Source organism: Janthinobacterium amylolyticum (genome assembly GCF_051380655.1).
Classification (GTDB): Bacteria; Pseudomonadota; Gammaproteobacteria; order Burkholderiales; family Burkholderiaceae_D; genus Janthinobacterium.
In genome coordinates this window covers 581724-602268 of the sequence record NZ_JBNYXL010000001.1, presented here as the reverse complement: position 1 = coordinate 602268, position 20545 = coordinate 581724, and the positions used below count along the sequence as shown (strand labels likewise).

Genomic DNA, 20545 nt, shown 5'->3' with positions numbered 1-20545 from the left:
AGCCTGTCAGCGCTGTCCTACCGATTGCGTCGGTACCGTCTGATTGTATGCCTTGCGGAAACACGCGATCATCGTGTTCATGATGCAACAATCAACCAGCCAGAACGGAGTATGCGATGCACAAGCCAGCCCAGCCTATTTACCGCAACAAGCCTTTCGTGCTGATCTGCCTGTTTACCTGCTCGACCCTGGCGGCCAGCCTGATGCCTGCCGCCGACGGCGGTGAAGCGGTCATGGGTGCGGCGCCGATGGCGCGCGAGGCTGGCCACGCTACGTTGCCAGTGTGTAATACCGACGCGCTCAAGCTGTCCGCGCATTGCCAGCCTGGCCGCCAGGCTTGACAGGGGACTGTGCCTGCAGCCGTTGCTGCAGCAAGGCCAGCACGGCCGCTTCCTCCGGCGCCAGGGCCGGCAAATCCTCTTGTAATTGCTGCTGCGCCCGCGCGCGCATGCCTTCCAGCAAACTGCCATCGAGGTAGGAATCGAGCACGGCCGGGTGCACATAGCACTTGCGGCAGATGGTCGGCGTGTTGCCCAGCTTTTTCGCCACAGACTCGATGGCCTGCACGATGTTTTTCTTCGCCTGCGCTTCGGAATCGACTTGCTCGAACGCCTGCAGGGCCAGCGCGGCCAGCAAGGTGCCGGACCAGGTACGGAAATCCTTGGCCGTGTAGTCCTCGCCCGTCACTTCGCGCAGGTAATCGTTGACGTCGCCCGAATCGACGCCATGGCGTTCGCCCGCTTCGTCGATGTATTGAAACAGTTCCTGCCCCGGCAGTTCGCGCATGCGCTGCAGCACGCGGGCCAGGCGGCGGTCGCTCAGGCGGATGTCGTGGCGCACGCCGCTCTTGCCCTTGAAGTGGAATTGCACGGCGCTGCCGTCAATGTCGACGTGGCGCGTGCGCAGGGTCGATAGGCCGAAGGACTTGTTCGCGCGCGCATATTCTTCGTTGCCGATACGCATCATCGTCAATTCCAGCAGATGCACGATGGTGGCCAGCACTTTTTCACGGGGCAAGCCGGGCAGCTGCATGCCGCGCGCGACGGCGGCGCGGATGGCGGGCAGGGCGTTGCCGAAGCTGAGCATGCGTTCGTACTTGACGTCATCGCGCACCTGGCGCCAGCGCGCATGATAGCGGTACTGCTTGCGGCCCCGCGCGTCGCGGCCCGTCGCCTGCAGGTGGCCGTTGGCGCGCGCGCAGATCCACACATCGGTCCAGGCCGGTGGAATGGCCAGCGTCTTGATGCGCGCCAGCACGTCGTCGTCGCGCACGGACTGGCCGTCGCCGTCCACGTAGCGGAACTTGCCGGGCTTGCCCAATCGCGCGATGCCGCTCTGGTGGTCGCCCGTATAGCGCAGGCCGGCGGCGCGGGCGGTGGCGGTGGCAGTGGCAGATATTTCCATATTGATAGCTTACCTTTCCCGCCGCGCGCATGGCGCGCCGTTATGCTAAGGTGCGCATTCGTATCGCCGTACACGGCAGACAGGAGCAGCGGATGTTTGGCAGAAAAAAGAATCTGGAAGAAGACCACGCCCCCCAGGCGGACAAGCAGTACGAAAAAAAATACACGGATGACAGCTTCTGGGACAAGGTCGTCAAGTTCGCCAGGACGGCGGGGCGTGAAGTCATCGAGAAGGCCCTGTGGCTGTACTACGCGGCGCAGCAGCCGAACACGCCCCTGTGGGCCAAGACGGCCATCTACGGTGCGCTTGGCTATTTCATTTCGCCCATCGACGCCATTCCCGACATCACGCCCGTGGTCGGCTATGCGGATGACCTGGCCGTGCTGGCGGCCGCCGTCGCCACGGTGGCCACCTACATCACGGCCGACGTGAAGCAACGCGCGGCCGACAAGCTGCGCGGCTGGTTCGGCGCCTAGTCGCCTGGCGCGGGCTGGCCCGGCCGGCCCGGTTGGCCCTTGACGGCGTTGCGGTATCTGGCGCTGGCCGCGGCTTTCTTGACCGCCTCGCTGGCAATGTTCTGCGCCTTGATGCGGGCTTTTTCGCTCTTGCTGCGCTGCTGCGCCACGTCCTTGTTGCCGATGCGATTCGTCATGCTGTTCTCCTTGTTGAGCGTCAAGTCTGACCAGCACAGCATACGTTCTTGCCCGGGCGCTACCGTGCGCCCGCTCACACAAACGCCATGCCTAGCGCGCCGGCACGCCGCTGCCGCCATGCGCCAGCAGGCGCAGCACGACTTCCTTCTGGAATGAGCGAAACTCCTTATCGGCACTGACGTTGGCGAAAGCCAGCACGGCTGTCTTGCTGGCGCGGTCAACGCAGACGACGGACGCGGCGCCCGGGTCGCCGCCGCTGTGCGTGGCCAGCGGCTTGCCGTCGACGTCGCGCAGCAGCCAGACGAGGGCCTGGCGCACGGACACATCGGCCGGCACGACGGGAGCCGCTTGTGGGGCAAAAAACAATTGCAGGGTGGCATCTTGCAGGTAGCGGTGGCCATCGACCCGGCCGCCATTGCTGAAAATGGCCAGGAAACGGGCGAAGTCGTTGGCCGAGCTGCGCAGCAAGCCGGCCGGCCAGTCCGGATAGCCGACAGGCGGCAGCGCCTGCAGGCCCGGCTCCTTGTGCGCATATGGCGTGGCGACGACGGCGCGGCGCGGCAGGCTGGCCAGGCTCCAGGCCGTGTTATCCATGCCCAGGGGCTCGAACAGCTGCGCCTGCGCATAGGCGTCGAGCCCATCGGGATGCAAGCGGCCTACCAGATAGCCGAGCAGCGCGATGCCGACATTGCTGTAGCGCCATTCCGTGCCGGGGCGGGCGGCAAACGACAGGTCCGCGTCGTACCAGGCGCCGCCGCGCGACAGATAGCCCTTGACGAAGTCGCGCAGGGGCAATCGCGGGTCGCCCTGGACGGCAAACGCCGCCGTCTTGTCGTACACGGCGTCGGAAATGCCGGACGTGTGGCTGAGCAAGTGGCGGAAGGTGATGGGCACGTCGGGAAACTTCGGATGCAGGAGCGGGAAGTCCAGGTAGGCGGCCACCTTGTCGTCGAGCCGGAAGGCGCCCTGTTCCAGCAGCTGCATGGCGGCCGTGGCCGTGACCAGCTTGCTGACGGAAGCCACGTGGAAGACCGTGTTCGCATCGGCCTTCTTGCCCGCCTGGATGTCAGCCCAGCCATAGCCGCGCGCGAACAGCGTCTGTTCGCCGCGCACCACGGCCACGCTCATGCCCGGCGTTTCCGTGCGCGCCAGGCCCTTGTGCATGAAAGCGTCAAAGTCCTTTTCCCAGGCCAGGCTGACGGGATCGGTGGCGCAGCCCGTTTGCAGCAGGGCCAGCGAGACGCCCAGTCCCAGCACGCTTCTACGTTTCATTGAGTCTTCTTTCTTTGCTGTTGAATCCGCACATACGCTGTAGCGTGCGCGGCATTTTTAATTATCTTAACAATATTTCCGCCAGAGCCAGGGCCAATTGACGAAACGTTGCTGTGTAGCAATGACAAACGGGGCGGCGACGGGGCCTATTTGCGCCAGTAGCGCCGCAGCAGGGGCGTCACCGTCAAGCCGTGCGCGATGATGGACAGCATGACGACGACGATGGTGATGTCGGCCAGTTCGTGCGCCAGGCCGTGCGGCAAGCCGTGGGCGATGGCATAGCTGAGGTAGTACAGCGAACCGATGCCGCGCACGCCAAACCAGGCGGCCAGGCCGCGCAGGCGCACGCTGGTGCCGGACGCCAGCAAGCCCAGCATCACGCTGGCCGGGCGCGCCACCAGCAGCAGGAACAGGGCCACGCTCCACGCCTGCCAGCTCCAGGCGGCAGCCGTGACGGCGCCGCCCAGCAGCAAGACCAGGGTCAGTTCCGACAGGCGCTCCAGGTGTTCCTTGAAGACCAGCGCTTCGCCGCTGACGGTGAGCGGCGCCGTGCTGTCGTGCGCCTGGGTGGCCGAGGCGGCATGCGCCTCTTCGGCCTGCAGCAAGCCCTGGCGGTCCGTCGGCGCGCCGGCCAGCACCAGTTCCGTCTGGCGCAGGGCCACGCCGGCAAAGAACACGGCCAGGAAGCCCCAGGCGTGCAGCCAGGTGGCCACGCCATACACGAGGGCAATCAGGCCCAGTCCCGCCAGGTCGTCCAGCACCGCATGTTTCGGCTCCTTGCCGCGCAGTTGCCATCCCAGCCAGGCCAGCAGCGCGCCGCCGGCCGCGCCCAGGACGATGGCGGCCACGCTGGCCCACAGCAAATCGCGCCACAGCCAGGTGCCGGCGTGCGGCCCCAGTTCATGCAGGCCCAGCAAGCCCAAGCCCAGCATGACGAAGGGAAAGCCGCTGCCATCGTTCATGCCCGCCTCGCTGGTAAGCATGAAGCGCAGCTGGTCGCTGTCGCCCGCATGGCGCAGCTGAACGTCGGTGGCCAGCACGGGGTCGGTGGGGGCGAGAATGGCGCCCAGCAGCACGCCCGCGCCCAGCGGCAGGCCCAGCATCCAGTGGGCGAAGGCGGCCACCAGGGCCACGGAGATGGCCATCGACAGCCAGGCCAGGCGCAGCGAGGGCAGCCAGCGCGCCAGGCTGAACGGCACCGGCATCTTGACGCCGGCGGAAAACAGGGAGATGAGGACGGCGATTTCCGTCAGGGTTTCCAGCAGGGGCGCCTGCTCGACCAGGTCGAAGGCGAACAGGCCGAGGAACATCGGCCCCAGCAGCAGGCCCACGCCCAGGTAGGCCATGGCCGAGGTCATGGGCAGGCGCGCGATGCTGTCGGCGGCCAGGCCGCGCGCCAGCATCAGGCAACCGATGAGGATGAACCAGGCGGTGGTGCTCATGCGTGCCAGCCCTTCGCGCGTGCTTGCAGGCATTCCATTCTAGCGGCGCGCGGCGATGGGCAGCGCGCCGCTGGAAGTCACAGCTTGGCAAGGCTGATTTTTTCGTCCGGCAAGGGGCTGTCGTAGACGGTGAGGGGGTCGTGCGTGGAACGCAGGCGGGGCAGGCCGTGCGGATAGTGGGCCGTGATGAACGCCAGCATCTGTTCGCGCACGATGCAGCGCAGCTCGAAGGCCAGGCCCGAATCTGCGGCGCTGATCAGAAAACGCACGCGCACGGCGCGCTCGTTCGAATCCGTCGCTTGCACCGTGCACACGCGCTTGTCCCATTGCGGCGCCGCTTCGCAGATGCGCGCCAGTTCAGCCCGCAGCGGTTCGAGCGGGATGCTGAAATCGAGCCACAGGAATACCGTGCCCAGCAGGGTAGACGAGCTGTGCGTCCAGTTCTCGAACGGATTTTCAATGAACCATTGCAGCGGCACGATCAAACGACGCTCGTCCCACACGCGCACGACCACGTAGGTGCCCTTGATTTCCTCGACCTTGCCCCATTCGCCGTTGACGATCAGCACGTCGTCGATGCGGATCGGCTGGGAGAAGGCGATTTGCAGGCCGGCGATGAAATTGCCCAGTACGGGGCGGGCGGCGATACCGGCCACCAGGCCCGCCACGCCGGCCGAGGCCAGCAGGCTGGCGCCGATCTGCCGCGCGCCGGGCAGTGTCAGCAGCACGAAAGCCAGGCCCAGGATGACGACGATGGCGTGCGCGCTGCGCGTGAGCACGCGGGCCTGGGTGATCAGGCGGCGCGCGCGCAGGTTGTCGGCCACGTCGACGGGGTTGATTTCGGAAATCGTGATGGACAGGGTTTCGATGCATTTCATGGCCAGCCACGTCAGCGCCACGATCAGCGCCACGCTGGTGAGGTGCGACATGGCAACGAGGCCCGGCGTATCGTCGGGCGCGCCGGCCAGCACCATGCGCAGGCCGAAGACAATCACGCACAGCTGGCTGGCGCGGAAGGCCACGCGGGTGGCGTTGGTGGTGAACGGGCGGCCATTGGCCAGTCTTTTCAGCAGGTTGATGCCGGCACGGTGCACGCCGATGGCGACCACGGTGACGAGCAGGGCGGAAACGAGCACGGTCAGCGCCGAGCGCAGCGGGCCTCCCATCAGCGAGTGGAACGTGCTGAGATCCATAGGCGAAAACTCCTTGTGTATTGGTGAAATGGATATCGGAAGCGGCTATTTTACGTGCAGATGACGTAGCGGCGACGTGCGTTGCCGAACGGATAAGACTTGCATCAAGGTGGATACTGGCATGAATTGCTGCGCTGCGCCATGCGCCGTTGACGTTTCAATACGGAAAGCAAACGGGCGCCGCCAGCTTGGAAACATAGTCATACTTGCCATGCTTTTTTGTTTTTGCAAAGGAAATCGATGATAGTACGTTCACTGAGAATGTCCTTGCGCTTCATCCTGCCACTGGCCCTGGTGCTGGGACTGTTTGCCTATATCGTGGTACCCCTGCTCGATAATATTACCCTGCGCTGGTATGTGCGCGACCTCGACAGCCGGGCGGAATTGCTCGCTGGAACCCTCCGTCCTTCCCTGACCGAATACCTGCCCGCGCAGGACGCCACGCGCATCGGCGAACTGTTCCAGGGTGCCACGCGCGACGAGCGCCTGATCGCCATCGGCTTTTGCGACAACGCGGGCCATCTGCTGTACCACTCGCTGGAATACCCTGCCTCGATCGGCTGCTGGAGCACGCCTTCCACGGGCGGCCTGTACAAATCCCTGGCGCAATTGCCGCAAGGGCAAGTCCACATCAGCGAAACACCCGTGATGCAGGACGCCTCGCAGCTGGGCCGTTTGGTGCTGGTGCAGGACATGAGCTTTGTCGAGCGCCGCAATACCGATACCAAGCGCTTTATCTTTGCCTTCCTGGCCGTGCTGGCCGTGCTGATTTCCCTGATGACCGTGTTCGTGGCGCACCTGAGCTGGCGCGGCTGGCTGGCCGCCGTCAAGGACATCCTGCGCGGTGAACTGCTGTCGAAGAACAATCCCGCCGTGGCCGCCGCGGCGCCTGCCGCCGTGCCCGCGCCGCCGCCGGAAATGCAGCCGCTGATCGGCGACTTGCGCGAACTGCTGCAGGAGTATCACCTGGAACGGCAAGGCGACAATGGCTGGTCGTCCGACTGGACGCCGGACAAGCTGCGCGCCTTGCTCGAAGCGGACCTGTCCGGCGACCAGGTGCTGGTGGTATCGAACCGCGAGCCGTATATCCACACGAAAACAGACGCTGGTGTTGCAGTGCAGCGCCCCGCCAGCGGCCTGGTGACGGCAGTGGAAGCGGTGATGCGCGCCTGTTCCGGCACGTGGATCGCGCATGGCGCCGGTTCCGCCGACCGCGAGACGGTCGACAAGCTCGACCACGTGCCCGTGCCGCCCGATAACCCCAGCTATACCTTGCGCCGCGTGTGGCTGACGGAAGAGGAAGAGCAGGGCTATTATTATGGCTTTGCCAATGAGGGCATGTGGCCGCTGTGCCATATCGCCCACGTGCGCCCCGTGTTCCGCTCGTCCGACTGGGAGCAGTACGTGAAAGTCAACCGGCGCTTCGCCGATGCCGTGATCGCCGAGGCGAAGACGGACAATCCCGTCGTGCTGGTACAGGACTATCACTTTGCCTTGCTGCCGCGCATGGTGCGCGAAGCCTTGCCGAAGGCGACGATCATTACCTTCTGGCATATCCCCTGGCCGAACTCGGAATCGTTCGGCATTTGCCCGTGGCGCGAGGAAATCCTCGACGGCTTGCTGGGCAGTACCATCCTCGGTTTCCACACGCCATTCCACCGCAAGAATTTCCTGGAAACGGTGGACCGCTACCTGGAAACGCGCATCGAACCGGAAGCATCGACCATTTCCTACGGCGGCGAGATGACGCAGGTCGAGGATTATCCGATTTCCATCGCCTGGCCGGACGACAATCCCGGACAGCCCGACGTGGCCACCTGCCGCGCGCAAATCCGCGCCGAGCTGGGCGTGGCAGCCGACCACCTGCTGGGCATCGGCGTGGACCGCCTCGATTACACCAAGGGCATCGTCGAGCGCTTCCAGGCCGTCGAGCGCATGCTGGAGCAGCAGCCTGGCATGGTGGGCAATTTTACTTTCGTGCAAATCGCCGCTCCCAGCCGCGCTTCGCTCGATGAATACCAGAGTTTTGATGCGCGCGTGCGCAAGATGGTCGAGCGCATCAACCGGCGTTTCGGCAGCGGCAACTACGTGCCCATCCTGCTCAAGGCCGAGCACCATGGACAGGACGACTTGCAGCGTTATTTCCGCGCCTCGGAAGTGTGCATGGTGACGAGCTTGCATGACGGCATGAATCTGGTGGCCAAGGAATTCATCGCCGCGCGCGACGACGAACTGGGCGTGCTGGTGCTCAGCCAGTTCACGGGCGCCGCGCGCGAATTGCATGAAGCGCTGATCATCAACCCCTACCACATCGAGCAGGGCGCCGATGCGCTGTACCGTGCCCTCGTGATGCCGCCCGTGGAGCAGCGCGAGCGCATGAAGAGCATGCGTGCCCGCGTGAAGCATTTCAATGTCTACCGCTGGGCCGGACGCATGCTGCTGGACGCGGCCCGTTTGCGCCAGCGCGACAAGGTCATGACGAAGATCGACGCCCACAGCCGCATCAAGCGGCGCAAGGGGCTTTGATGACGCAGGACTCTGACGATAGCGCGGCCCTGCTGCAACTGCTGAGTGCGCCTGGAACAGCCGTCTTCCTCGACTTTGACGGCACCCTGGTCGACCTGGCGCCCACGCCTGACGGCGTGCGCCTGGAGCCGGGCGTGGTGGAAGCGCTGGCGCTGCTGGCCGAGCGCCATGGCGGCGCGCTGGCCCTGATTTCCGGCCGTCCCGTGGCGCAGATCGACGCCATGCTGGCGCCCTTGAGCTTGCCGGTGGCGGGCGTGCATGGGGTGGAACGGCGCGGCGCCGATGGCGCGCTGCACGTGGCGCCCACGCGGGACGTGTCGCCCGTGCTGGCTTGCGCGCAGTCCCTGGCGCGGCGCCATCCGGGCTTGCTGGTGGAACAGAAGCGCGGCGCCGTGGCCCTGCATTACCGCCTGGCGCCCGAGCTGGAACAGCTATGCCTGCAGGAAATGACAGCCGCCGTGCAAGCGTGCCCCGGCATTTTGCTGTTGCATGGCAAAATGGTTCTGGAAGCCAAACCGGCCGCCACCGACAAGGGCGGCGCCATCGCCGCCTTCATGGGCGAGGCGCCGTTCGCCGGCCGCCGTCCCGTGTTTGCCGGCGACGACACGACCGACGAGGCAGGCTTTGCCTATGTACAACAAGTTGGCGGGCAGGGCGTGAAAGTAGGCAGCGGTCCCAGCGCCGCCACCCTGCGCCTGGCCAGCCCGGGCGCCTTGCGCACCGCGCTGCTGGCCGCCGCCGTAGCCCCCCTGAAGGAGTAAATGATGACGACATCGTATGACACCCCCAGCGGCGCCAACGCGCCCACCGCCAGCAAGCCGCCCGCGCAGGCGTCGCTCAATTGCGGCGTGGTGGGCAATTGCGCCTTCAGCGCCCTGATCGACCAGGCAGGGCAGGTCGTCTGGTCGTGCCTGCCCCGTTTCGATGGCGATCCTGTCTTCAATACCTTGCTGGACGACACCGAAAATGGCAGCGTCTGGGCCATCGACATTGAGAACTTCGCGCGCAGCGAGCAATTCTACGAGCCCAACACGGCGGTGCTGCGCACGCGCCTGTACGACACGGATGGGCGCGGCGTGGAAATCACGGATTTCGCCCCCCGTTTCCTCAGCCGCGACCGCATGTTCCGCCCGCTGATGCTGATCCGCAGGGTGCGCCCGCTGGACCGCGCCGTGCGCATCCGCGTGCGCCTGCGCCCCCGCTACGACTGGGGCCGGCTGGCGCCACAGATCACGCAGGGCAGCCACCACATCCGCTATGTGGGACCGGAGCAGACCTTGCGCCTGAACACGGATGTGTCGCTCAACTATGTGCTGAGCGAAACGTATTTCGTGCTGGGAAGCACGGCCAACTTCCTGCTGGGCCCGGATGAAACCCTGGCCGGCGGCATCGACGAGACGGCGCGCATCTTCGAGAAGGAAACCATCAATTACTGGCGCACCTACACGCGGCGCCTGGCCGTGCCGCTGGAATGGCAGGACGTGGTCATCCGCGCGGCCATCACCCTGAAACTGTCCTTGTATGAAGACACGGGCGCCATCATCGCCGCCATGACCACCAGCATTCCCGAAGCGCCCGGCAGCAGCCGCAACTGGGATTACCGCTACTGCTGGCTGCGCGACGCCTTCTTTGTCGTGCGCGCGCTGAACAGCCTGTCGGAAGTGGGCACCATGGAAGAGTATTTGCGCTGGCTGACGAATATCGTCGCCCGCTCGAAAGGCGGGCACATCCAGCCCCTGTACGGCATCGGCCTGGAAGAGCAGTTGCCCGAATCCATGCTCGACCACTTGCCCGGCTACCGTGGCAATGGCCCCGTGCGCGTCGGCAACCAGGCGCAGGAACATTTCCAGCACGATGTCTACGGCAACATCGTGCTGGGCGCCGCGCAAGCGTTTCTTGACCACCGCTTGTTCCACCGGGCGGGAAAAGCCGAGTTTGCCGCGCTGGAAGCCGTGGGCGACCAGGCCTTCAAATTGCACGCGGAACCGGACGCCGGCATGTGGGAGCTGCGCACGCGCGCGCGCGTCCACACCTCGTCCATGCTGATGAGCTGGGCCGCCTGCGACCGCCTGGCGAAAGTCGCGCACAAGCTGGGCCTGGCCGATCGCGCCGAACACTGGAACAGCCGCGCCGTGCTGATCCGCGAGCGCCTGCTGCGCGAAGCGTGGAGCGAGGAGCGCCAGGCCTTCGCGGAAAGCCTGGGCGGGCGCGACCTCGACGCCTCCGTGCTCTTGATGGCAGAAGTCAACTTCATCGACCCCATGGATCCGCGCTTCATCGCCACCGTCGACGCGCTCGAAGCATCGCTGTGCGACGGCCCCTATATGCGCCGCTACGAAGCACCCGACGACTTCGGCAAGCCCGAAACGGCCTTCAATATCTGCACCTTCTGGCGCATCGACGCGCTGGCCCGCATCGGCAGGAAGGACGAGGCGCGCAAGATCTTCGAGACCATGCTGCTGGCACGCAACCACCTTGGCCTGCTGTCGGAAGACACGCATCCCGTGACGGGTGAAATGTGGGGCAATTTCCCGCAGACGTATTCGATGGTGGGGCTGATCAATTGCGCGGTGCGCTTGTCGGCGCCGTGGGATAGCGCCGTCTAGGACGGAGGGGAGGATGGGCGGCGGAAGCGGCAGCAGGCACTGGCAGCGCCTTGGATCATCCGCCGCCATCGCTTGCTTGCCGGCGCGGCGCCTTTCGCCTCAGGATGGCGCTGTCAAGTTCACGAGCAGGCGACGCAGCCCTTCAAAGCATTGCACCTGGTGTTCGTGATGAGCAATGATCGTCTCCCTTAGCTCGATCTGGCTGCTTTTCAAGACTTCCGCCTTGGCATCCCGTATCAGGTCGGCATGGTCGGCTGGCTCGGACAGGCGCTGGAGCATTGCCCGCAGTTGGTCGAGATGATTTGCCTCTTGCAAGCTGCCGCTGTAGTGCGACAGCTTTCGGCTCAGATACTGAACGGTCTGATGAGTGTGATCAGCAATTTTCCTTAGTGCGCTAGTCTCAGGTAATTTTTCAAAGGCTTTGCTGCTGGTGAGTTTTCCCCATTGCCCGTCCTGCGCACGGAACATGGCAAAATAGCCATGCAAATAAGTCAAAATATGGCGTACTTCATCGGCTGTCTCCATCTGCTTCCCTTCTGCTCATAGTCAGCGTGTTGCTTGTTGGTAAGCAATATGATTGCATAACTGAAGCAAATTTGCACCGCGTATATGGCATCGGGGAGCCAGGCGCTGATGGCCCAGGCGCCATGCGGCGTGCTGCCGGCGCCTGGCCTTGCGTGCTTACTGACGTGCTTGCTGACGTGCTTACTTAAGTGCTAACTGTCGTGCTTACATCCGGCCCGTCACCCCCAGCTGAAACCCCCGGCCCGGCAAGGGCGCGATGTATTTGAGCGGGGAATTATGTGGCCGCGCATCTTCATCGAGCAGGTTGGAGGCGCTGAGGAAGACTTCGATTTCCCGCACGGGCGAATTGGGCAGCTGGAAGGCGCGGCTGACCTGGAAGTTCACCATGGTGTAGCCATCGAGCGGCACTTCGGTGCTGACGCTCTTGCCCAGATACTTCTGCTTGTCATAGCGGGTGCCCGACAGCCGGGACTTCCAGCCCTGGTTTTCCCACAGCACATTGGCGCCGTAGCGGTTGGTGGGCATGTTGGGCAGGTATTCACCGTCGTTGTGCGCGCGCAGCTTGTCCGGATAGTCCGCCTTGTTCTTGACCAGGTCGGCAAATGCCGAGAGGTTCAGCTTGCCGAAGGCGCCAAGTTGAATCAGCTGCGATGCATCGACCTCGAAGCCCTTGACCGTCGTATCCGTCTGCTTCCAGTACTTCAGGGGCAGGCGGTTGGCCGTCTGCAGTCCCGAATGTCCAAGATACAGGAAGTTTTCATACTTCATGACGTAGCCGGTGGCGGACAAGGTAAAGCCGCCCTTGCCGAACAGGCCGGTGAGTTCCGTGTTTTTCGCCCGTTCGGCCTTGAGCTTCTGGTTTCCCTCTTCCTGGGTCATGATGGAATAGTGGCGGTTGCTGGCGTACAGCTCGTTGATTTCCGGTGCGCGCTCCGAGGAGGCGTAGCGCAGCTTCACGCCGAACAGCTGGCCCAGCTTGGCGGAGGCGCCCAGGTTATAGCTGTTCAGGCTGAATTCCTTGTCCTCAAGCTTGCCGTTGGCCGCATTGCGCGCCGTCTTGAAGCCGCTCTGCTGGACCTCATGTTTTACTTTTTCATGGCGAAACCCCGCATCGAACGAAGCCCAGCCGGCGTCGAGGTTTTCCTTCAGGAATAGCGCGTGGCTGCCTGTGTCGACATTGGGCAGGTACAGCTGCGGCCCAGTGCCGCTGACTTCCCTGGCCTGGTAGGCGAGGCCCAGCATGCCGCTCAACGGGCCGGCGCGCCGGTGCGACAGCAGGAGCTCGGCCTGATGCGTATCGAACCGGTAGTCGTTGGCCTTGGCTGCGCCCAGGCGCTCTCCCGACGCATTGTTCAGGCGCGACATGCGCAGCTGCGCGCTTTCCAGGTAAGGGAACGGGTCGCGCAGCAGGGCTTCCAGCGCATATTTATCCTGCTTGATGACGACGCCGACAGGCTGGCCTTCGGCGTAGTTCGCGCCGAACGACTGGTTCTCCATGGAAAAGCCGGGCACGCCGTACTTGCTGTCCTTGGTGTCGAGGCTGACTGCCACGTAGCCCTGGTTGAAGAAGTAGGTGCTGCCGACGGCAAAGTGGGAATTGCTGGCGTAGCTGTTGCCCAGGGTGCTGCGGTAGTTCGGGGTCACGTCCTTGTTGATCTTGTTCTGCACCGTCCTGGGCGTGCCCGGCACGTAGGCGGGATTGGCGGGATTGACGTAGGTCTTGCGCTGCCAGACGGACGTCGGGTCATTGGTATAAAAGGAAAAATCGCCGTCCGCCCAGTCCGGGTTTTCCGTCATGAACTGGTCGATATACGGCTGCGAGGACTTGTTGTAGACCTGCTGGATACGTGCTTCCTTCTGGCAACTGTCGGCCAGGAAGGTATTGACGCCGCCTTTCGCGGGAAACAGCTGGCTGTTGCACACGCCGGCCTTGCTGTTGCCGGGAATGTCGTAATGGCCGATCTTCTGGAAGGACATCTGCAGATTGGTGGAGAAATGCTTGCCATCGTTGACGTTCATGCGGAAACCCTGGGCGTCGGCATCGTTGTGGCCCTTGCGCAGGACCAGTTCCACGTCTTTCTCCTGGGCTTCCATCTTCCGCGAAATGAGGCCGGAATCGACGTCGACGCTGCCGCCGATCGCATTGCCGCCAAAGCGCACGCTGTCGGACGATTTGTTGACCGTCACGCTGCGTGCAAACAGGGGATCGAAGGGAATGTTGATATCGCCGCTGATGGCATTCATGCCGAGGATGGACTGGCCATCCTCGAGGATCTGCACGCGGCTGCCGCTCAGGCTGCGTATCACGGGCGCGCCCGCATTCGGCCCGAAGGCGCTGCTTTGCACGCCAGAGACATGTTCGAGCATGCCGCCCAGGGTCCTGTTATTGGCTTGCTCGTTGTCGACGGTGACGACGCTGTCGATGGTCGCGGGCCTGTCCGCCCTGACCTTGATGGTCTGCAGGGTGACGTCGTCCGCCGCGTAAGCGAGCGGGGAAGTGGACAGCATGGCGGCTGCGAATACGTGATGGCGCATAGGTCTCTCTGAAAAGGCGGGAAGGGCTGCTGGCGCTGGAGGCTGCAGACGTGCGGCGATCCACGTACAACCTGGTTGCAACTTATTTGCAATCCAGTTGCAAGTGAGTTGCAAGTGAGTTGCGATAATAGCTGGCGCTCGACGCTATTGCAAGTAAACTGCATTTACGGGGGCCGGGCCTGGCGTGACAGGCCAGTTGCCAAATTGGCGCACGGCAAGCGGCCGGCATATGCCAGCGACTCGGTGCAAGGTGATGAGGGGGGATGGTGGTGCGTGTTGCGCGCTGGGGGGCGCATGCGGCGGCAAGGTGTGGCGAGGCGGGCTGGCGGGCCGGGGGCCCGGAGGCGGCCAGCCCGCTTGCGCCTGGCGCAGGTCTTAATTCAGTTGCATGTCACGGGCTTTTTTCGCCTGCAGCCGGCGCGAACGCCGCTTGCGTTCCCAGATGACGATGCCGGTGACGGACAGCATGGCCACCATCACGCCCATGAAGGACATCATGATGCGTCCCGGCATGCCGAGGATGCGGCCCGAGTGCAGGGGAAATTGCAGCTGCACGAAGACGTCGGCGGCCGTGCCTTCCCATGGCTTGTGCTGGCCGATGATCTTGCCATCCATGCCGTCGACATAGATGTTCGACAGGCCCATGCCGGCCGTGCCGAATTCGTCGGCGGGATCAAAAAACGAGACGTTGTAGAACGAATAGTTGCCGCCATAATAAATGCCGCCGATGGGCGAGGTGATGCCGCGCTGCACGGCCGCCTGCCTGGCGATGTCCACGGCCTGCTCGAAGCCGATGACGGGCTGGATGTACGTGCCATACGCTGCCGGCGTCTGCGTTTCATACGGTCCCGGCGTGGTGGTGGAGACGAGCGACATGACGGGATAGAACACTTCGCGGTACAGGTTCAGCGAGAACGAGGTAAAGGCCACGACGACGATAATGCCCCATACCCACAGGCCGCCCGCGCGGTGCAGATCGAAGTTGAGCTTGTAGCCGCCGGCCGCCCAGCGCACCACCCACGATGGTTTCCAGCGCTGCCACCAGCTGGCGGCGTCGCGATGGCGCGGCGCTTCGTCCTGCGCGCGCGGGCGCAGGCGGCGCGGCGTGGTCAGATAAAACGCCACCATGCTGTCGAGCAGCCAGATCAGGGCAACCGTGCCCATCAGCCAGTAGCCCCAGCGGTCCGTGCCCCAGAAGGCTGGCACGTGCAGGCTGTAGTGCAAATGGCGCAAGAACGGCATCAGGCTGCGGCGCGACAGGGAAATGGCGGTCGAATCGCGCGTGCCCGTGATCTGCGCCGTGACGGGGTCGATATACACGGTGTTGTAGTCGAGCACGAACGGCTTGTTCGTGGCCGGATCGGTTAGCGGGCGCACCATGAAGGCGCCCGCATGGCCTTCTTCCAGGCCCAGGGTGATGTAGTTGACTTCCACGCGCGGGTCGGCGGCGGCCACTTTTTGCGCCAGGGCAAATGGCTGTTGCAGCGGGCCGCGGCCCGGCGTTTCCATGATGTCCGCGTTGAGCCACTCGTCGAGCTCATGGTCCCAGGAAGTGACGGCGCCCGTCAGCCCGGCGACGATGAGGAAGAGGGCGACGGTAAGGCCGGCCCAGCGGTGTATGACAGTCCAGAATGCGCGCATGCGTGATGAAACCCTGCAAAACTTGTTGAAAAATCCGCATGGCTACAAATGCGAAGCATTCTCATTATCGAGGGTGAGGGGCTTTTATGCAAGCGCTTGTCCAGACTGCAACACCGCGGCGTGCCAGGCGCGAAAGCGCATCCACACTGGCCTGGCGCCCTGTTTTGCCAGGCACAGGCTGGCCGCGTAGCCATCGGCCGGATACAGCGGATAGACCCAGGCCGTGCAGCCGGCGTCCTGCGCATCGGTGACGGGCGCCGGCCCCTGCGGCGGGCCGAACGCCAGCAGGGACGGATCCTTGTGCAAGCCCGTGCCCAGCAGCTTGCTATACGCTTCCTTGTGCGTCCACAGCTGCAAAAAGTGCTGCTGGCGCTGCCCGGGCGGCAGGGCGGCCAGGGCAGCGCGTTCGGCAGGGTGGCAGACGAGCGGCGCCAGCGCGGCCGCATCGACATCCGGGCGCGCCTGCTCCAGGTCGATGCCCACGGGCACGCACGCGACGGCCACCAGCGCCAGCGCGCCGCTGTGGCTGAGGTTGAAATGCAGCGCATGCTGTTGCAGCACGGGTTTGCCCAGCGGCCCTTCGGCCAGCGCCAGGCTGGCCGGCGGCTGCCCCGTGTGGTGCGCCAGGATGTGACGCAGGGCGGCCCGCGCGCGCCGGTAGCCGCGCTGCAAGGCGTGGCCCCGGTAGCGCGCCGCGCGCGCCTGCTCCTCGGTGCTCAGGCACGGCGCCAGCGTGTCGAGCGCCGGGTCGTCCAGGTTGATGAGCCACAGGAAGACGGCCGGCTCCGGCACGCTGCGCGCCGCGTTCATAAGCGGGTGCGGTGAAATACCGCGTTCGGCGCCAGGCGGATGGCCAGCATGATGTAGCGCCAGAAGCCGGGCAGGTAGGCTTGCGCCTGGCCGCGCCGCATGGCCGCCACGATGCCGGCCGCCACCGTGTCGGCGCTGGCCCACAGTGGGCCGCCCTTGTCCAGGCCGTCCGTCATCGGCGTGTCGACAAAGCCCGGCTTGATGGTCAGCACGGCCACGCCGTGCGGCGCCAGGCGGTGGCGCAGCCCCTGCAGGTAGATGGCCAGCGCGCCCTTGGCCGTGCCGTACATGTAGTTGCTCTGGCGGCCACGGTCGCCCGCGACGGAACCGATGGCCGCCAGCACGCCCTGGCCGCGCGGCTGCAGCAGGTTGGCGGCCAGTGCCAGGATGGCCATGGCGCTGCCGCCATTGGTGGTCCACTGGGCCAGCATCAGCGGCACGGAGGCGGCACACGCCTGCTGGTCGGGCAGGCAGCCGTGGGCCACCAGCACGGCGTCGATGCCGCCCAGGGCCGCGTCGGCCCGCGCCAGCAGGCCCGCATGCAGGCCGTAGTCGTCGAGGTCGGCGCATTCGCCGCCGATGTACGGGCCATCGGCGCCGGCGCGCACGCGCAGGTCTTGCAGCAGGGAATCGAGCTTGGCGCGGTTGCGCGCGATGCAATGGACGCTGGCGCCGCTGGCGACGAGGCGGCGCGCGGTGGCGTGGGCGATGGCGGAGGTGGCGCCGAAAATGACGGTGCGTTGCAAGGATCTCATGGGTTGACTCTTCTCCAGAAGCTTGATGAAAATTGCGGATCGACAAAGGCGCTGAATGCTTGCCAGGCGGGAAAGCCGGCGCGGAACAGGCTGGCGGGCATGCGCGCATCCTTGGCCGGGTACAGGGCGCCGCCGGCCTGCGCCACGATGGCGTCGAGGCTGGCGAACAGACGCAGGCTATCCGCGCCCCGGTTGGGAAAGTCCAGCGCCAGGGTGGCGCCGGGCCGGGCGAACGACAGCATGCCGGGCGCCGGGCGCGTGCCGAACGTCTTGAGCACGGCCAGGAAGGAACCCTGGCCGCTGGCGGCGATGCGCGCAAGGATGGCGGCGATGCCGTCGTGGCTGCTGGCCGGCGGCAGCACACACTGGTACTGGTAAAAGCCGTGCCGGCCATAGATGCGGTTCCAGTCGCGCACGCCGTCGAGCGGATAGAAAAAGCTGCCGTGATGGCGCAGCGACGGCGACGCCGGCAGGGGCCGGTGGTAGTACAGCGCATTGAAGGCGCGCAGGCTGGGGCCGTTGACCAGCGAGACGGGCGGCGTGACGGACATGCAGCGGTGCACGTGCCGGTACAGGGGCAAGGCTTGCTGCGGCGGCGCGTGGCAGGCGCTGCTGAAGATGCCGCGCGGCTGGCGCGCCAGGCAGTCGATCCACGCGACGGTGTAGGGCATGTCGCGTTCGGCCGCGCCGTTGAGTTCCCAGAACCGCTCCAGGCCCGTGAAACGCTGTTCCTCGACCAGCATGTAGGCATTGGCGACGGGCATCAGCTGCAATTCGGCCCAGACGATGCAGCCCGTCAGGCCCAGCCCGCCCACGGTGGCGGCAAACCACTGCGGCTGCTGCTGCGGCCCGCACAGCATCCGGCTGCCGTCCGAGCGCAGCAGTTCGAAGGCGCGCACGTGGTGGCCGAAACTGCCGGCCACATGGTGGTTCTTGCCGTGCACGTCATTGGCGATGGCGCCGCCCACCGTGACATGTCGCGTGCCGGGGGTGACGGGCAGGAACCAGCCTTGCGGCAGCGCCAGGGTGAGGATTTCCCCCAGCAGCACGCCTGCCTCGCAGCGCAGCACGCCGCTGGCGCGGTCAAAGCTGATGAAACGGTCCAGGCCCCGCGTCATCAGCAGGCTGGCGCCGTCGTTCAGGCATACATCGCCATAGCTGCGGCCATTGCCGTGCGCCAGCAGGCTGCCGGCAACGGACGGCAGCACGGCATCGCGCGCATGCAGGGCCAGCTGCTGTGCATGGGCCGCCTGCGGCAAGCCGTTCCAGGAACGCACGGCCGCGCTCATGACGGCTGCGCCTGCGGGCCGCGGCTCGACGACAGGGCGGCCACGCCCAGGGCCACGGCAAACCACAAGGTCGTCAGGCGGATCAGGATGGTGGCGGCCACGGCTTGCGCCGGCGCCATGCCTTGCCACAGCAGCAGGCTGACCATGGCCGCTTCCATGCCGCCCAGCCCGGCCGGCAGGAAGCTCAGCGCCCCGGCCAGCATGGCGCCGGCAAATGCCAGGGCGGCAAACGGCAGGCTGGCGCCCGCGTCCAGCCACTGCAGCAGGCAGTAGAAGGCCAGGGCCTCCGCCGCCCAGGCCGCCAGCGAGAGTGCCAGCGCGGGGGCCAGCAGGCGTGGCGCGTGGCAAGCCTGCGCCTGGCGCAGCAGCCGGGCCAGGTGGCCGGCCAGGGCGCGCAGGCGCAGGCCGGGGTCGCCCGGCCTGGCTGTACTCCAGGCCGCCAGCCAGCGGGCCGGCGCCGCGCGCGTCAGCAGCCACACGCCGGCCAGCGCGGCGGCGCTGGCGGCGGCCACCAGCGGCAGCAGCGGCGGATACTGGCTCAGGCCAAACAGCGCCAGGCAGATAATCGCCAGCAAATCGGACAGGCGCTCGCTCAGCAGCGCCGCCAGGCTGTGCGCATGCGGCACGCCCAGGCGCGCCAGCAGCACGCCGCGCAGCGCCTCGCCCGCCTTGCCGGGCGTCACCGTCAGGGCGAAGCCGGCCAGGTAGATGCGCGCGCTGGCGCGCCACGGCACGTCATGGCCCATGGCGCGCAAATAGCGCTGCCAGCGGCAGAAGCGCAGGCCGTAGTTGAGCAGCGACAGCGCCAGCATCAGCGTCGCGCCGGCCACGCCCACGCGCGCGGCCGCGTCGCCCAGCGCGGGCAGGCCGCCCCACAGCGAGAATGCCAGGTAGCCGGCGGCGCCCATGGCGATGGAAAGCAGGAAGGCGCGGTAGCGCCATCCCGACAGCAGTGCGCCGCTCATGGCAGCACACCGAAAGTGACCGCCAGCCAGCATGCCGCGGTCAGCAGCAAGTGGCGGTCGGTCAGCAGGTCGTGCGCGGTGTCGTTGCCCTGCGCGCGCAGGTGCAACAGAAACAGGTAGCGAAAGATGCCGTACACCACGAACGGCACCGTGTAGATCAGGTTAGCCGTGCCGTGCACGGCGATCGTGTCGCGGCTGACCGTGTACAGGCTGTAGCTGAGCACGGTGCAAGCGGCGCTGACGGCGATGAACTGGCCCAGCATCACGCCGCTGTAGTCGTCCAGCACGGGCCGCGCGCAGGCGCCGCCCGGCCCGGCGCGGGGGCCGGCGGCGGCCAGCTGCATCAGTTCCGCATGCCGCTTGGCAAAGCCGAGGAACAGGGTCACCATCAGGCCGCACAGCAGCAGCCATTGCGAGGGCGCGATGCCGATGCCCACCGTGCCGGCCAGGATGCGCAGCATGAAGCCGGCCGAAATGACGAAGACGTCGAGTATCACCACGTGCTTGAGGTACAGCGAATACGCCACGTTCAGCGCCAGGTAGGTCAGCAGCAGGGCCGGCACGGCCACGCCGATGGCCGCGCCCAGGGCCAGCGCCGTGCCCGCCAGCAGCACGCAGGCGGACCAGGCTACGGGCACCCTGACCTGGCCGCTGGCGATGGGGCGCCGGCATTTCTGCGGATGCTGGCGGTCCGCCTCGGCATCGAGCAGGTCGTTGAGCACGTAGACGGCGCTGGCCATGGCGCAAAACGCCAGAAAGGCCAGCGCCGCGTGGGTGGCCATGGCGGCGTCGCGCTGCGTGGCAAAGAGCAGGCCCAGCAGGACGAAGCCGTTCTTGATGTACTGGTGCGGCCGCAGCAGCCGGATCAGCGCGCGCATGGGGCGCTCCCGGTGGCGGCGTAAATAAGTGCTTGCATGATCAAACTCCCG

18 protein-coding genes are annotated in these 20545 nt (G+C 65.8%); 5 read left to right on the top strand and 13 right to left on the bottom strand.

What is annotated here, in order from left to right; translation table 11 throughout:
• Positions 1-116 precede the first annotated feature (116 nt).
• Positions 117-341 (top strand): hypothetical protein, encoded by a 225-nt coding sequence (locus ACQ4WR_RS02765; protein WP_436485132.1) that lies wholly within the window; start codon positions 117-119, stop codon positions 339-341.
• Here ACQ4WR_RS02765 and ACQ4WR_RS02760 read toward each other — a convergent pair.
• Positions 301-1404, bottom strand: a complete 1104-nt coding sequence (locus tag ACQ4WR_RS02760; protein WP_436485131.1) for a DNA topoisomerase IB — start codon at positions 1402-1404, stop codon at positions 301-303. The two genes, ACQ4WR_RS02765 and ACQ4WR_RS02760, sit on opposite strands and share 41 nt — an antisense overlap.
• Before the next feature lie 92 nt (positions 1405-1496).
• Between ACQ4WR_RS02760 and ACQ4WR_RS02755 the strand changes: the two genes are divergently transcribed.
• Positions 1497-1880: a YkvA family protein gene (locus ACQ4WR_RS02755; RefSeq protein ID WP_258003058.1), complete on the top strand. Its 384-nt coding sequence runs from the start codon at positions 1497-1499 to the stop codon at positions 1878-1880.
• Here ACQ4WR_RS02755 and ACQ4WR_RS02750 read toward each other — a convergent pair.
• From ACQ4WR_RS02750 to ACQ4WR_RS02735, 4 genes are all read right to left on the bottom strand, one after another.
• Entirely contained in the window at positions 1877-2056 is a 180-nt protein-coding gene (locus ACQ4WR_RS02750) for a hypothetical protein (RefSeq protein WP_102295963.1), read from the bottom strand. The genes ACQ4WR_RS02755 and ACQ4WR_RS02750 overlap by 4 nt on opposite strands.
• Before the next feature lie 91 nt (positions 2057-2147).
• Positions 2148-3329 (bottom strand): serine hydrolase domain-containing protein, encoded by a 1182-nt coding sequence (locus ACQ4WR_RS02745; protein WP_102298645.1) that lies wholly within the window; start codon positions 3327-3329, stop codon positions 2148-2150.
• A 146-nt stretch (positions 3330-3475) separates the two neighbouring features.
• Positions 3476-4804: a cation:proton antiporter gene (locus ACQ4WR_RS02740; RefSeq protein WP_436485128.1), complete on the bottom strand. Its 1329-nt coding sequence runs from the start codon at positions 4802-4804 to the stop codon at positions 3476-3478.
• 44 nt (positions 4805-4848) lie between these two features.
• Positions 4849-5964 (bottom strand): mechanosensitive ion channel family protein, encoded by a 1116-nt coding sequence (locus tag ACQ4WR_RS02735; protein ID WP_436485126.1) that lies wholly within the window; start codon positions 5962-5964, stop codon positions 4849-4851.
• A 240-nt stretch (positions 5965-6204) separates the two neighbouring features.
• Between ACQ4WR_RS02735 and ACQ4WR_RS02730 the strand changes: the two genes are divergently transcribed.
• The 3 genes from ACQ4WR_RS02730 to ACQ4WR_RS02720 are packed head-to-tail and all read left to right on the top strand — an operon-like array spanning position 6205 to position 11096.
• Positions 6205-8490, top strand: coding sequence for an alpha,alpha-trehalose-phosphate synthase (UDP-forming) (locus tag ACQ4WR_RS02730; RefSeq protein ID WP_180979583.1), 2286 nt, complete (start codon positions 6205-6207; stop codon positions 8488-8490).
• Positions 8490-9251, top strand: coding sequence for a trehalose-phosphatase (gene otsB, locus ACQ4WR_RS02725; protein WP_436485124.1), 762 nt, complete (start codon positions 8490-8492; stop codon positions 9249-9251). Before ACQ4WR_RS02730 ends, otsB begins: the two co-directional genes overlap by 1 nt.
• 3 nt (positions 9252-9254) lie before the next feature.
• Positions 9255-11096, top strand: a complete 1842-nt coding sequence (locus ACQ4WR_RS02720) for a glycoside hydrolase family 15 protein (protein WP_436485384.1) — start codon at positions 9255-9257, stop codon at positions 11094-11096.
• Between the two features lie 99 nt (positions 11097-11195).
• Here the strand turns inward: ACQ4WR_RS02720 and ACQ4WR_RS02715 are convergent, their stop codons facing one another.
• The 8 genes from ACQ4WR_RS02715 to ACQ4WR_RS02680 all read right to left on the bottom strand — a co-directional run bounded on the left by ACQ4WR_RS02715 (position 11196) and on the right by ACQ4WR_RS02680 (position 20494).
• On the bottom strand, positions 11196-11621 hold the full coding sequence (locus ACQ4WR_RS02715) for a hypothetical protein (protein WP_436485122.1): 426 nt from the start codon (positions 11619-11621) through the stop codon (positions 11196-11198).
• 204 nt (positions 11622-11825) lie between these two features.
• Positions 11826-14129, bottom strand: coding sequence for a TonB-dependent receptor (locus ACQ4WR_RS02710; protein ID WP_436485120.1), 2304 nt, complete (start codon positions 14127-14129; stop codon positions 11826-11828).
• A 402-nt stretch (positions 14130-14531) separates the two neighbouring features.
• Positions 14532-15797: a PepSY-associated TM helix domain-containing protein gene (locus tag ACQ4WR_RS02705; protein ID WP_102298631.1), complete on the bottom strand. Its 1266-nt coding sequence runs from the start codon at positions 15795-15797 to the stop codon at positions 14532-14534.
• Between the two features lie 84 nt (positions 15798-15881).
• Complete coding sequence (locus ACQ4WR_RS02700; RefSeq protein ID WP_436485119.1) at positions 15882-16607, bottom strand: 4'-phosphopantetheinyl transferase family protein; 726 nt, start codon at positions 16605-16607, stop codon at positions 15882-15884.
• Entirely contained in the window at positions 16604-17362 is a 759-nt protein-coding gene (locus ACQ4WR_RS02695; protein ID WP_436485118.1) for an SDR family NAD(P)-dependent oxidoreductase, read from the bottom strand. Before ACQ4WR_RS02695 ends, ACQ4WR_RS02700 begins: the two co-directional genes overlap by 4 nt.
• The gene (locus ACQ4WR_RS02690; protein WP_102299650.1) at positions 17359-18651 is read right to left on the bottom strand and encodes an FAD-binding oxidoreductase; all 1293 of its coding nucleotides are present in this window, start codon (positions 18649-18651) and stop codon (positions 17359-17361) included. Before ACQ4WR_RS02690 ends, ACQ4WR_RS02695 begins: the two co-directional genes overlap by 4 nt.
• The gene (locus tag ACQ4WR_RS02685; RefSeq protein WP_436485116.1) at positions 18648-19616 is read right to left on the bottom strand and encodes a lysylphosphatidylglycerol synthase transmembrane domain-containing protein; all 969 of its coding nucleotides are present in this window, start codon (positions 19614-19616) and stop codon (positions 18648-18650) included. Before ACQ4WR_RS02685 ends, ACQ4WR_RS02690 begins: the two co-directional genes overlap by 4 nt.
• Positions 19613-20494 carry a decaprenyl-phosphate phosphoribosyltransferase gene (locus ACQ4WR_RS02680; protein WP_436485115.1) on the bottom strand — a complete coding sequence of 294 codons (882 nt, stop codon included), beginning with the start codon at positions 20492-20494 and terminating at the stop codon, positions 19613-19615. Before ACQ4WR_RS02680 ends, ACQ4WR_RS02685 begins: the two co-directional genes overlap by 4 nt.
• Positions 20495-20545: the final 51 nt, after the last annotated feature.